Below are 12,587 nucleotides of genomic sequence, written 5' to 3'. Positions count from 1 at the left end.
TGGTCGGAACACCAAGCCCGACGCTTTCACGGCTCGCCTATCGGAGCACCAATATTCGCGCTGATGTGATGAGAAGAAGGATTATGCTTGAGGAGGATGAAAGACCGAGGTCACGAAGATCGGAAGGTGCAGCATGGGTTCGCTCTTCTCGTGTAGACGGGGATGGCTTGCAGGTCCCAACTCAGGCGTGATCGGAGGAATTGAAAAGTCTTCAGAGACAGATTCCACGGAGATATCCGACGCGAGCAGTCCGATCAGCGTGACCGGCGTTCCCATCATTTGCGCCAATACGCAGAGACACGCGAAGAGGACCCAAAGTGCCAAGTTGGTCCCCCGGAGTGAAATGGAGAATCGTTTTAAGCCAATTCCACTCATACGAATAACTATACTCCCTCCGGCAAGGGTGGGCAAGCGAGCTGGGAGCCCCTTCTCGTCTGGATATGCCCGGATAGTGAGGAGACGATCGACCACGACCGACTGACTATTCGGATAGTATGTTGGTGGTTTGGTATCGTGTGGAGGACGTGGAGCAGTTCTGAGCCTACAACGCATTATCAGAGGCCATTTGTATGGACAGCAATGCAGCCTATGGCGTGTGGTGGCTGGTTCTCGTCAACTCCGTCTTCTTTATTCTTTTCGCGCTCAGTTTCACGCGCCCGCGGACAGGGCGCGATTGGCGATCGCTCGGCGCCTTCTCCGCATTTATCGTGGCCCTGTTTGCAGAGATGTATGGATTTCCCCTGAGCATGTATCTCCTCTCAGGATGGCTTGCGAACCACTATCCCGAGGTCGATCCGTTTGCTCACGATACCGGCCATTTCTGGCACACGCTGCTCGGTAGAGAAGGTCCTGCACATTCCGATCCGTTGCACATTTTCAGCGAAGTGCTGGTCTTTGTGGGACTGATCCTGCTGGCGGTTTCATGGCGCATCTTGTATTGGGCGCAACGAGCCCGGACCCTGGCTGTGACCGGGCCCTATGCCTGGATGAGACATCCTCAGTACACGGCATTCATCATGATCATGCTCGGCTTCCTGCTTCAGTGGCCGACATTACCGACATTGTTCATGTTCCCTGTGCTTGCGGGATTGTACGTCCATCTTGCTTATACAGAAGAGGCGGAGGCCCGCGAGGTATTCGCCGAAGCCTATGAGAAGTATGCGGCGGTCACACCGGGCTTTTTCCCATTAGGGAGGAAGCGGGTCCGAGAACCAGAGGATGATAGGCCCGGCGGCCGATGAGATGAATGTCAGGACGCCATTCGGTGTGAACTGCATGAGAATCGGTGATCGATTGTTCATGCGGACGTATCGAGTCCTCTCTTTCTATAAGCATTCCTAGCTTTCCTCAACCCTCCATACTGGAGTCGTCAGGAGCTTTTCGGTAGACTTGCCCCCCTTCCAGCAGGGATGGGAAATTGCCCTCGCAAACCGGCGGAGAGATTTGGCTATCGAGCACGGAGAACCGGAGCATGCAGCTCTCTCAATAGTCGTTTCCGACAAAAGGAGATTGGCGATGACATTCACTATGCGTTTCATGGCCTGTTGTTTCAGTTTGGCGATCTGGTGTTGGGGCTCTGCAGTCGTGTCTGCGCACGAGCCCCAGGCAAGCCCGCAGCCGGCCGGTTCGGATGGCCCGTCCTCGGAGCAAGTGTCGAGTAACATTGCCTGGGACACGATCGAGTGGGTCGAGCGGCGCTATAAGGTAGAGGCGCTAGGCTTCAAGGCACGGGACGAGAGCGGTATCGACTGGCTGGGCTCGGACGAGGTCATGATCCGTACCGACGATGCCAAAGGCTGGACCGTCTCCGATGAGATCGGCAGTGTCGATTCGGGTGAAACGCATAAGCTTGAGCCGGCTAGGAGTTGCGTCATTTCTGTTCGTGCCGGGATCGTGGTGCTTGGGAAGACCTCGGTATGCAACGATACCGGCGAGCCCGCCCCGCTGGAGTTTCGGGTCGAGATGTGGGAGAAGGACTTTAGTATGTTCGGATTCCCTAAGAAATGCCTGACGGGAGGGCCCTCCATGCATGGTGGGCCGCATTGCGCGGACGATGGCTATGGTGATGACTTCATCGGCAGCGCCCAGGTTGATCTGTCCGTACAGCAACTTGAAGCGGTCCTGCGCAACGTCGGCGATGAATATATCGAGACCGTCGTACTGAATCCTTGCAGCGGCGGCGAGAGTGTGTGCGACGTGACATACGGTCCGGACTACAGTTTCACGTTCCGTGTCACGCGCTTGCCTGACGTCCGAACCGATCTCCGCTCGACACTCGATGAGGCGATGCGCCGGAGCGGTGCCCGCTCTGAACTCGAAGCCATCGCGGCCGGCTTGCGGTCCTTGCGCGCGCCGACCCTTCGTCAAGTCGAGCCGTAAACCGCCAGGCCCGAAGCAACCAACGAGGTTCAGCCGGAGACCCGCACGGCATCCTGCCGGCGGGTCTCCGCATTGATTTGGGCAACGAGGTCGCGGATTCAGCGTCTACGGGTTATGGAGTAACCGCCGACATTCCGCCAGTATGTAGATCGGTCGCGTGTCCTTCCCTTTGCCATCCGGGATGTGTCCGATAGCGGCTCCGGTCAGGACCATCCCAAGGGGACACGTCCATTCATTCCAATGCAGCTTAGTCAGCGGGACGGCAGGGGGATTTGCAGGGGCCGTCTGAAGCGCAGCAGAGATGTCACACGTTGTTGTGAGGCTTTCTTGTGGAATCCCTAATATGGGGTCTTGATTCGAGAGGCTGGGACATAGGAGGAACGATGTAAACTGTCCGCGAGCTATGGTACGGTGCCTGCTTTCATGGAGGAAGCACATGATATTCAGACGGCCGGAACTCGAAAAAGATAATCCGATTGCTCCCGAACCATACGTGGGCCCACGCCGACGGCTGGCCATGGCGCGCGCGTCGGCATCGGGGGAATTGAACAAGCCGGATGATACGAGAGAGACGTTGCAAACCTTGACGGAAGCGGCTTCTCGGTTCGTGAATAGTCTGCCGAAAGCGAGGAAAACCGAGAAAGCGCTGAAGACATTACGGGAGGCGATCGCACAAGCCGAGCGAGCCCTAGCTTCACAAGGTTGTTCCTGACTTCACAGAGGGTAAAGATCCAAGAGATCAGGCATCCTTGAGCTTGGTTCTATACCCCACGACAACGCAGGGATCAAAGCCGTATCTCTTTTGGGCGATTATGGTGCTCTCGACACCGATGGATAGCGGCACTACTTCTCGCCTGTTTTATGTTCGTTTATTGAGTGCGCTGTCGCGGGTGAATTCGAATTGGGTGGGACGCTTGGCTTTCGCTCACGTGTCAAGACGCATTACACTGAGCACCCATGAACATATTTCTGTCCTATTCGTCATCCGATCGTGAACTCGCCGAGCGGATCGCTTATGGCCTGCGGAATGAGGGCGATTCGGTGTTTTTTGACCGGACTTCCCTCCCTTCCGGGGAAGGCTATCATGCACGCATCCGAAGCGCGATCGACGAGTGTCAGCTGTTTATCTTTCTCGTCAGCCATGACGCGGTGTCATCGGGCAGTTATGCGCTCACAGAATTAGGGATCGCTCAACAGAAGTGGGTTAATCCATCCGGTCGAATTCTCCCGGTGATGACCTCAGATCTCGACCCCGATTTGCTCCCTCCCTCCCTCAATGCGGTTACGGTCCTGCGACCGCAAGGCGATCTCGTGGCCGACGTAGTCGTCGCAGTCAGCCGCCTTCGTCTCCTCGTTGCTGAGCCCATCAAGATCATCAGCAGCCTCACCAATTCGGGCTGGATGTGGACTCTCGAAATCCTGACTCATGAGCCGGTCACGGAAATTTTCTATCGGTTTGCGGAGGAGAATGTATTCAGGAGCACCGGATTCTCTCAAGTGCGTGACCGAAGGACCGGGCTTCCTCAACCGAAATGGTACCTAGAAGTTCCGCTCTTTACCGGCACGCGGACTCTGTTTGTGAAGTACACAACGTCCACGGGGGGCAGCTATGGCCCCTATACACTGGTTGTCGATGCTGTTCAGTATATTGCAGCCGAGACCAAGGCAGACTTGGAAGCAACCGAAAGCGCATGGGTATCGTTCAGGGAGTATTCGGAGAAGAGGATGCTCCTCTACTTTACCCACCTGGTGTCCTATAAGAATGGTCTGAAATACATTCACTATTCTGTCGACGATCAATCCTTGTCTCAACGTGTTCGATTTACACCGGACTGGTCCGGCCCAGGCGCTCCAGGAATAGGGGAGGATGATGAGACCTATGTCGAAATTCCGATGTCCTCCGCCTATGTTGAGGTCAAACTGGTGTTTGTCGATGGAAGCGAGTGGCCGGCCAGGCGGTTCCCAGTCCGTGTTTCGCGATAGAGCGGGTCATGGTCTGGAGAAAATGAATAGTGAGCCTGGCCGCATTTCTTTATGGTCGGGCCTTCAAACGTGAGAGGGTGCAGTGGACTCTGTCGTTGCTTCATGTGCCCATTCATCGGACATCACAGAGGTCCAATTTTCATGCGGATAGATTCCATTGTTCCCAGACACGTCGCGGCACAGATAGCTCCTCGCAGCGTGCTTCGGAGTGTGTTGGGTTCTCTGCTGCTTCTCGTCTCGGCCGTGGGCTGCGCCACCATGAATGTCACTCCCTGTGGTGATGGGCAGCTTGCAGTCCAAGAGTTGTTGTACTTCGGAACCGAAACGCCCTCCGGGCATGTCACTCCGGAAGATTGGGCGAAATTTCTGAGCGATACAGTGACTCCACGGTTTCCGGAAGGGCTTTCAGCGTGGCAAGCCGCCGGCCAATGGCGAGCGGCTTCAGGCGAAGTCATTCGGGAGCCGTCCTACGTCCTGAGCCTCGTCCATTCGGACGAGGCCATGCTGAACAAGGCCGTTCAGGAGATTGTCGCGTCCTACAAGATGCGTTTCCAGCAAGAGGCCGTGCTCCGTGTCAGATCCCATGCCTGCAAATCTCTCTAGTGCTCACCCACCGGATTGTGCGTTGATGGAAAGACGTGCGAATCGAAACTCTTGTCAGTGAAGTTGCTCGCGGTTTCTGTGTTTTTGCTTAGTTATATGTCCAGTGTTTGTTAGACTGTCCGGCATGCATAACTGGCATATCACGCTTTGTGTGCTACCGTTCATCGGTGTCCTCGTTGCCGGCTCGTTGCCCCCGGTCTCAGCCGGAGATCTGGTTCGATGGACAGACGAGAATGGTGTTCTCCATTTTTCTGATTCTTTGGCGAACGTGCCACCACGGTATCGTGGCCAGATCAAGTTGGAGAAGCTCAAGGAGGAAGAAGTACCGAAAGAGTCTCGTTCCGGTCGAAACCTCACCAAGGCTCAAGAGATCCGCGCTGTGGAGCCGGCATCTGAGCCGTTCAAAGACAAGCCGAAGCTCAATAGTTATGAAGTTCCATTCGAAGCTTATGAGGGCACAGCTCAACGGGTGATCGTGTCCGTCAAGTTTAACGATTCCGTGACGGTGCCCATGGCTCTCGATACAGGCGCCCCGGGCCTCGTGATCTCTCCCAAGCTGGCCAACCAGCTCGGTCTATTTAGTGGCGACGAAGGAAAGGTGGAAGTGCAAGCCGGTGGTATCGGCGGTTCGGTTACTGCTATCCGGACATTCATTGATAAGGTTCAGATCGGGGAAGCCAGCGATATCTTCATTCCTGCGACCGTCACTCGCTCAGTATCGTCTGCCTTTGAAGGGCTCGTTGGCATGGATTTCATGTCCAAGTACTCATTCAAGATTGATTCGGTCAAGCACGTCGTGATCTTCGAAGAAATCGAGCCCAATCCGAACTGGCCGGGCGGACGTCCTGAACGATGGTGGCGGGAGCGTTACAAAGAGCTGAATGCTTTACGAGCAGCATGGAGGCGTGCTGTGCCTCACGAACAGCAGTGGCAAGCACAATATGGACCTGCTAAGTTCGCCAGTAACCAAGTCATGGAAGTTGATAAACTTCTGGATAAGCTCGATCGTTATGCCAACCAACATTTCGTGCCTCAAAGCTGGGGGTAGCAGGGGTAGCCAAGAACCATCCGAGCTCCCGTTCCGCTTCCCACTCAAATAGCTGGTCATTCGCGATTGTCAGGAGCGTTCGTTAGTCGTGCAAAGGGAAGAGGCTTTTGCGTTAAGAAAATATCGTCGCACCAGCGCCTCCACGGCTGTGAAGTGGCGTTCGGGAAGATTCTTGAAACGGCGTCGGCAATCGGCAAGAGCGTCTTCAGCGGTGAGGAACGGTTCAATCACGGACTGCAGATGGCCATAGTAGTCTCTGAGCTTCACCTCAGCGGTTCGTAGGTGGCTCGAATCACCGGCAATGGTCAGCGCGGCTTTCGCCTGGTCGCCCTCGGATTCTACCAGCGCCTGGAAACAGAGCCCCTTCAAACGTTGTGTGACGGTGCTGCGGTCCCAACCAAGGGTGGTGGCGGTGGCCTGCATGTCGAAGCCGTGCTCCCTCAGACAGTTCAGGACCGCAGCATCGCCGGCGGGATCGGGGAAAATCTGCTTCACGCGCTCCGTCAACCGCTCACGCTCGTCGCCTAGTCTCAGGGACTCCCTGGTCAAGACCGGGCCGTCGCTCAGAGTCACGGCCTGTTCCAAACAGTGGCGGAGTTCGCGCACGTTCCCCCGCCATTCATGCTCGGACAACGCGCGAAGCGCCTCATTCGTCAGCTTCGGGACCGGCCTCCTGAGTTGTTCAGCGATCTGGCTCAAGAAGGTGTCGGCGAGAAGCGGAATGTCTCCAATACGTTGGCGCAGCGGCGGGAGGTGGAAGACCATCCCGTTCAGCCTGAAGTACAAGTCCTCGCGAAACCATCCCTCCGATACACCCTTCCGTAGGTCGCGGTTGGTCGCGGCCACGATGCGAACATCCACTGTGGTCGGTGAGGTGGCGCCGACTCGATAGAATGACTTGTCTTGCAGCACCCGGAGCAGCTTACTCTGATGATCCATCCGGAGATCGCCGATTTCGTCCAAAAAGATCGTGCCGTGGTCGGCGAGTCCGAAATAGCCACGGCGATCAGCCGTCGCGCCGGTGAAACTCCCCTTCATATGGCCGAAGAGTTCACTTTCAAACAACTCCGGAGAGATCGCCGCCATGTTGACGGCGACGAAGGTGTTCCCTGATCGGAGGCTGAGCCGATGGACGGCACGGGCAAAGAGCTCCTTGCCGGTTCCCGGTTCCCCGAGGAGCAGGACGGTCAGCGGAGACTTGGCGCTCTTCTTGAGGTCGTGAAACAAGCGAAGCAAAGCGCGATCCTGTGTGATGATTCCAAAATGGCCGGATTCGGCTTGAAGCCGCGTGAGTTCCGTATCGCCGATGGTATTGGGTACGGTGCTTGCCGCTTGGAGATCGGCGAGCCGTCCTTCCAGGTCCCGCAGGTATCGGCGAGCCTCCTGCTCCTGGCTTTGGGTCTCCGCGATTTGGAGTCGTAGTGCCTCTGTCGTTCTGGCCAACGCTTCCTGTTGGCCGGCGGAAGAGGCGATTGTCGCCTTGGCCGTCTCCAAATCTTCCTGAAGTGCTTCGGCTCGGTCCTCGCGGAGAAGAAGTGCTTCTCTGACGGCCGCGGATTCTTGCTCGACGCGGATCATGTCTCGCTCGAGCAAGATCAGGCGTGTGCTTGCCGTCAGATTCGCCCAGGCCGTCGTGCCGATGAAGACGAACAGGGAGGTCGCCAGCGGGAGTGCGACCGGTGTCACGAGCGATATCGTGCTCAAGATGATGACGCTGAGTATGCCATAAAGCACGACGACAGCACCGGCAAGCAGGAGGCCGATCGTTCCGCGGTGGTGCAAGAGGCACCACGCGACAAGCGACGCCACCAATAGGGTGATGATGAAGTTGCCGAACCAATCGAGAGCGCGGATTTGTTCATGGTTGAGCAAGGCATTCAAGTGATGGAGGTGGGCGGTCATGCCGTCGACCGAAGCGTTGGACGGCAAGAGCCATGTTTCCGGGCTTGATGGGCTCGATCGAAACACGACGACTTTGTCTTTGAACCAGGTCTCCAGTTGCTGCTCATCATGGCGTTGGATCGTCTCCCAGACCGATGACAGTTGAATGGGCTGAAGAGCAGCGAGTGATCCATCCCCGACGATGTTGAGCAGCACCGTCGCATCAGGATTGCCGGAACCCAACTGTGCGGGCGCTGCGGCTTGCCGGCGAAATACCTCGTGCAGTATCGAACCGAAGGCCGGTACGGTTTGAGTTCCAACCCTGATAGACAGCGGGATGCGACGGGAGACGTGATCAAGATCGCTCCCGACTGCCACGTGTCCGACGATTACAGCCTCAGACTGAAGAAATGAGTCGGTATCAAACATCAGGACCACGGGTGAAGCCGTGCGAAGAGCTTCCAGCAAGAGCGTATCGCTTGCGGCTCCTCCGCGCTGGGCAGGACTCGCATGATCCAGCCGATGGTCGATGCCGATCGAGGCAGCACCGGCTTCATGTAGCGCGACAATCAGCTGTGCCAGGATGGCGCGGTCCCACGGGCCCGAGCCGAAGCGTTCCTCACTGGCTGCGTCCCGAACAACAACGGCCAAAGAAGGATTCATACCGATGGTTGTGCGGTGGCGAAGCCAGGTGTCATAGGTGGCATAATCCAGCGCCGTAAAGGTCGCAGGGGCGGCGGACCACAGCAGCGTTGAGAGGAGCGTGGCCAGTACGCCTATGCCAAGCGCTTGCAGAGGAACGGACGCGAGAAACAGACGCCAAAGTTTTTTAGGATCACGCATATGAACTAGCGGACGCCTAGCTCATCGAGCAGAGATTGTGCTTCTTGTTTCGGGATGCCTTTGAGAGTCGCTTTGGCTTTTGCGACATCGGCATCGAGCCCGAGTCCTTTTGCATAGATGCGAGTCAGGGCTTTCTTCGCCGGGATGAAACCGTCCGATGAGGTGAATTCGAAGCAGGTGAGAATGTTCTTGTCGAACGGCTTCAGGTATTGGTCCCATCCCGTTTCATAGAGTGTAGCCAATTGAGCTTGCGCCTCTTCGCTCAGCGCAAAACATTCCTTCAGCAGTACCGGAATTGCATCTTCTGCCCGGCTTTGCTCAAGGAGAATCTTTCCCAACGATTGCTGTTCTGTCGGACGACTGATATCGGGAAATTCGTTCCATAGTACATTGCGATAGCCCCGCAAGGCTTTCTGCCATTCCATTCGGCGCTGTTTCGTCGACTCCGAAGACAGCGCTTGGCGTCTCGCCTTGGACAACGCATCAGCGGCAGCTTGTTGGCCGAGATCAGCGGCTTGCATCCACCAAAAAATCGCCAGCTCCAGGTTTTTCTCAACTCCCTGCCCATTCTTATAGGCGTTGCCGAGAAACAACCGAGCCTGCGGCACACCGCCGACCGCCGCCGTCTCCAGATGTTGCGCGGCTTCTCGCGTCTGTCCAGTGACTTTCAGCAGCAGCGCTAAGCGGTAATGGGCATCGAGAAAGTGGGGACGCAGTTCGAGCGCCCGTCGATAGGACTGAACGGCCGCAGTTATATTGCCGAGCGAGTAGTGGACACCTCCCAGGCTGTAATGGGCATGAGGCGAGGCCGGTTCCAGCCTGATCGCCTCTTTCAGCGCGGAGGCAGCTGCACGCCAGTCTTGTTTTGCCGTGAGGAGGAGCCCAAGTTGGAGATGTGCGTTTCCGTCATCCTGCTGCAGCATGATGGCGGAGTGACATTCTTCGATGGCGGCGTCCAGATCGCCGATGCGAAGAAGCGCCTCGGCTAGTTTCAACCGGTAATCCGGGACATCCGGCAAAAGGCGAACGGTCCGCCGCAACGCTTCGAGGGCTGTCACCGCATCAGGTCGCTCGTTGAACCCCAGTTCGGGAACTGACCCTGATGACTCAGCGGCCTCTCCGTCGCCTGATGAATTATGCTCTCCTGGTGCATGTGAGAAAGCAGGAAACGGCGAGAAAACGAGCGCGGCGACGGTGAGGGACAACAGGATCAATCCGAGACGCATTGGATAACTTTCATACGTCGAGAGCCAGGCACATCAGCCTTAAAGTATACCATCCGAGAAGAGACTGCACGAACGGGGTCTACCCAGCGTTTTGAAGGGAATGGGCCAGCCGGTCGATGGTTTCTTGGAGAACCGATCCTGAGAGAAGGACGGGCTCATGCGGCACCCGCCAGACCGGTTCCATGGGGGCGGGATCACCGGCACGTCGTGGGATCACGTGCCAATGGATATGAGGGAGCTGGTTGCCGAGAAGTTCATAGTTTATCTTCTTGGCTTGATACACTTCGGCTAAGGCCTTGGCCACGCGATTCACCTCTTCGATCAGCTGAAAGCGTTCAGTGGGCGCCAGCTGGAATAACTCGGTGGCGTGGCGCTGAAAGACCACGACTGTCCAGCCAGGGAAGAATTGGTCATCGTGGAGATAGGCCTTCGACAATCCGAGATCTGCGATGAGGTGGTCCTGTCGGGGCCAGCTTCCCATGCAGGCTTTGCATGTCGCATCTTTCATGGCTGATTGGCCTTGCGCCACTCTGCTTCTGTCAGGATGCCCTTTTTGATCAACAGCTGAATCAACTTATCGACTGTATTGCGATTGGCGGCCGCAAGTGGCTCCGCGGCCGGCGAGCCGGGAGATGCCGGAGATTCGGCACGCTTTGGGTCAGGAGGGGGCCGCTTCTGCCCCAACACTCTGAACGACGGCGTGAAGACGGCCACATAGTCCCGGTTCCTGATCCGAACAACGGCAGGAAGACTATCGGTTTGCGGCGAGAGGTCCAGAGCAGGCCCCGCTGGGATGTGAAAGTAGGGTTTTCCGTCGTTGGTATGACCATCTTGGTCCAGCACCTCGAACCGTTTCAGGAAGGATTCGCCTGTCAGCCCCTCCCGGTCTTCGCCGGCCAAATTGGTAATCTTCTCCAGCACGATCACCAAGGAATCGCCGGTGATCGCATCCGGTGAGAGGTTCCTGACACTCACGTCATAGCGGTATTCACTGGTGAAGTTGTCACGACTCTTCAAGGTCACAATCGTCTGCACTTTCCCGGTGAAATCTGTCAGCTGATCCAGTGATCCTGCGATACTGGTCTCCAGCTCCGCGACGGCAAGCGCTCCGACGAGGAGGTAGCACACTCTGAGCCAGGCCATCATGATAGAGGTATCATCCTAACGTGATTTGCCGAATGGCAGCATAGCAAACTTGAAAGCATTCGGCGAGCAATCCCGCGCATGTCGCCTTGACACACCAATTCCGCCGACGATATTCTTCGCGCCGGTTTGCGTGGTTATTCAGGGCTCTCTATTACCTATGACGCTGTCAGCCCCTCACCGACTAAAGGTCCCGGAGATCTCCCGCGCCCTCGTGAATGCCCTGATGAAACTCTACGACTATCCGCATCCTCTCAAACGCGGGCGAGTTATTCACGGCTACGATCGGCCGCATGCCGTGCGGACGGCAACGATGTGTGTTGCGGTCGCCAATCGTTTGGGACATCCTCGCGATCGGGTCCGGCTCTATCACGTTGCCTGTCTTTTGCATGACCTGGGCCGTGCCGGCCTTGATCGGCAACTCTTTGGATCTATTTGGTCTTGGGCCAAGCAACGGGGTATTCCGACGAGACCTCGTGAATGGCGGGCCATTCATCCGGAGACGACGTATGGCCGGGAGACGGAAGCGTTCGTTTCCTCGTATCGCCGCGATCTTGTGGCTTCCGGCGTGCCTATGGACAAGTGGGCTGTCGAACAGATCGAGATGCGGTTGGGCTATGCCCGGCGTCTTGCCAGGCGATTGCGGGCGGTGAAGCCGACCTTGAGGAAACTTGGCGTCGGCTGGCAGCCTTGGATGCGACTGGTGATGTTGTATTACTATTACCCCGAACGGTTGGCAAAGGCGAAGGCCTGGGTGAAGCAATTGGCCGAGATTCTCGTCGCCTGCGAGCAATTTGAGGCCTATAGCAACCAGCGACGGGGTCGTGATTATTATGTGAGGAGCAAGGAAAGCTTGTCGGAGGCCTTTGCGTATCTCGATAAGCTGGAGCGGGAAGGCATCCTCGGCAGCGAGGTCCTGAATGTTGTACGGACGCTGACGGCTGAAGGCGCGTTCGACGCCGTACTGGAAGAGGCACGGGGCGAACCGCTGACGCGAAACGACCACCGCTACCTTCGCAATCTTATGAGTGGGAAAATCTGATGGCTGTCCAAACGGTGCCGCTGGCGATTCGCATGGAGGGTGGCACGCAGCTCGAGAATATCACGAAATTCGTCGCCGATGCCGTGGCCGGATCGACTCTCCGGGCCGGGATCGTGACGGTCTTTGTCAAACACACCACTGCCTCCGTCATGATTATTGAGGATGAACCGGGGATTCGGGCCGACACGAAAATGTTTTGGGATCGCCTCATTCCTCCCGATCCTGGCTGGCAGCACAACACCGTCAATCCTGGGGAAGACAACGGCCACAGCCACCTTCGAGGGCAACTCCAGGGGCCTTCCATCACCATTCCGTTCACGGCCGGCGCCCTGCTGCTGGGAACGTGGCAGCAAATCGTGCTTGTCGATTTTGACACTCGCGCCAGAACCCGTGAGCTTGTTGTGCAGGTCCTGGGTGAGTAACGAGATCCGATCCATCG

At 56.9% G+C, this 12,587-nt stretch carries 13 protein-coding genes; 8 read left to right on the top strand and 5 right to left on the bottom strand.

What is annotated here, in order from left to right:
* Positions 1-81 precede the first annotated feature (81 nt).
* On the bottom strand, positions 82-375 hold the full coding sequence (locus H8K03_06695) for a hypothetical protein (GenBank protein ID UVT21585.1): 294 nt from the start codon (positions 373-375) through the stop codon (positions 82-84).
* 194 nt (positions 376-569) lie between these two features.
* On the opposite strand from H8K03_06695, the gene H8K03_06690 reads away from it, so the two are divergent.
* The 6 genes from H8K03_06690 to H8K03_06665 all read left to right on the top strand — a co-directional run bounded on the left by H8K03_06690 (position 570) and on the right by H8K03_06665 (position 6,013).
* The gene (locus H8K03_06690; GenBank protein ID UVT21584.1) at positions 570-1,241 is read left to right on the top strand and encodes an isoprenylcysteine carboxylmethyltransferase family protein; all 672 of its coding nucleotides are present in this window, start codon (positions 570-572) and stop codon (positions 1,239-1,241) included.
* 274 nt (positions 1,242-1,515) lie between these two features.
* On the top strand, positions 1,516-2,379 hold the full coding sequence (locus tag H8K03_06685; GenBank protein UVT21583.1) for a hypothetical protein: 864 nt from the start codon (positions 1,516-1,518) through the stop codon (positions 2,377-2,379).
* A 436-nt stretch (positions 2,380-2,815) separates the two neighbouring features.
* Positions 2,816-3,091, top strand: a complete 276-nt coding sequence (locus H8K03_06680; protein ID UVT21582.1) for a hypothetical protein — start codon at positions 2,816-2,818, stop codon at positions 3,089-3,091.
* A gap of 245 nt (positions 3,092-3,336) precedes the next feature.
* Positions 3,337-4,362, top strand: coding sequence for a toll/interleukin-1 receptor domain-containing protein (locus H8K03_06675; GenBank protein UVT21581.1), 1,026 nt, complete (start codon positions 3,337-3,339; stop codon positions 4,360-4,362).
* Between the two features lie 141 nt (positions 4,363-4,503).
* The gene (locus H8K03_06670) at positions 4,504-4,965 is read left to right on the top strand and encodes a DUF3574 domain-containing protein (GenBank protein UVT21580.1); all 462 of its coding nucleotides are present in this window, start codon (positions 4,504-4,506) and stop codon (positions 4,963-4,965) included.
* Positions 4,966-5,089: 124 nt separating this feature from the next.
* Positions 5,090-6,013, top strand: coding sequence for an aspartyl protease family protein (locus tag H8K03_06665; protein ID UVT21579.1), 924 nt, complete (start codon positions 5,090-5,092; stop codon positions 6,011-6,013).
* 69 nt (positions 6,014-6,082) lie between these two features.
* Here H8K03_06665 and H8K03_06660 read toward each other — a convergent pair whose 3' ends face one another.
* The 4 genes from H8K03_06660 to H8K03_06645 form a co-directional block, all read right to left on the bottom strand.
* The gene (locus H8K03_06660; GenBank protein UVT21578.1) at positions 6,083-8,737 is read right to left on the bottom strand and encodes a sigma 54-interacting transcriptional regulator; all 2,655 of its coding nucleotides are present in this window, start codon (positions 8,735-8,737) and stop codon (positions 6,083-6,085) included.
* Positions 8,738-8,742: 5 nt separating this feature from the next.
* Positions 8,743-9,963, bottom strand: coding sequence for a tetratricopeptide repeat protein (locus H8K03_06655; GenBank protein ID UVT21577.1), 1,221 nt, complete (start codon positions 9,961-9,963; stop codon positions 8,743-8,745).
* Between the two features lie 79 nt (positions 9,964-10,042).
* Positions 10,043-10,471: an HIT family protein gene (locus H8K03_06650; GenBank protein UVT21576.1), complete on the bottom strand. Its 429-nt coding sequence runs from the start codon at positions 10,469-10,471 to the stop codon at positions 10,043-10,045.
* Positions 10,468-11,109, bottom strand: coding sequence for a hypothetical protein (locus H8K03_06645; protein ID UVT21575.1), 642 nt, complete (start codon positions 11,107-11,109; stop codon positions 10,468-10,470). The genes H8K03_06650 and H8K03_06645 overlap by 4 nt, the downstream gene beginning before the upstream one ends.
* Positions 11,110-11,266: 157 nt before the next feature.
* On the opposite strand from H8K03_06645, the gene H8K03_06640 reads away from it, so the two are divergent.
* Positions 11,267-12,148, top strand: a complete 882-nt coding sequence (locus H8K03_06640) for a hypothetical protein (GenBank protein UVT21574.1) — start codon at positions 11,267-11,269, stop codon at positions 12,146-12,148.
* Positions 12,148-12,570: a YjbQ family protein gene (locus H8K03_06635; GenBank protein ID UVT21573.1), complete on the top strand. Its 423-nt coding sequence runs from the start codon at positions 12,148-12,150 to the stop codon at positions 12,568-12,570. The genes H8K03_06640 and H8K03_06635 overlap by 1 nt, the downstream gene beginning before the upstream one ends.
* Positions 12,571-12,587: the final 17 nt, after the last annotated feature.

The sequence above is a fragment of the Nitrospira sp. genome (assembly GCA_024760545.1).
Lineage (GTDB): Bacteria > Nitrospirota > Nitrospiria > Nitrospirales > Nitrospiraceae > Nitrospira_D.
Note: the sequence above shows the minus strand (reverse complement) of the source record. Positions and strands in the feature narration are given on the sequence as shown.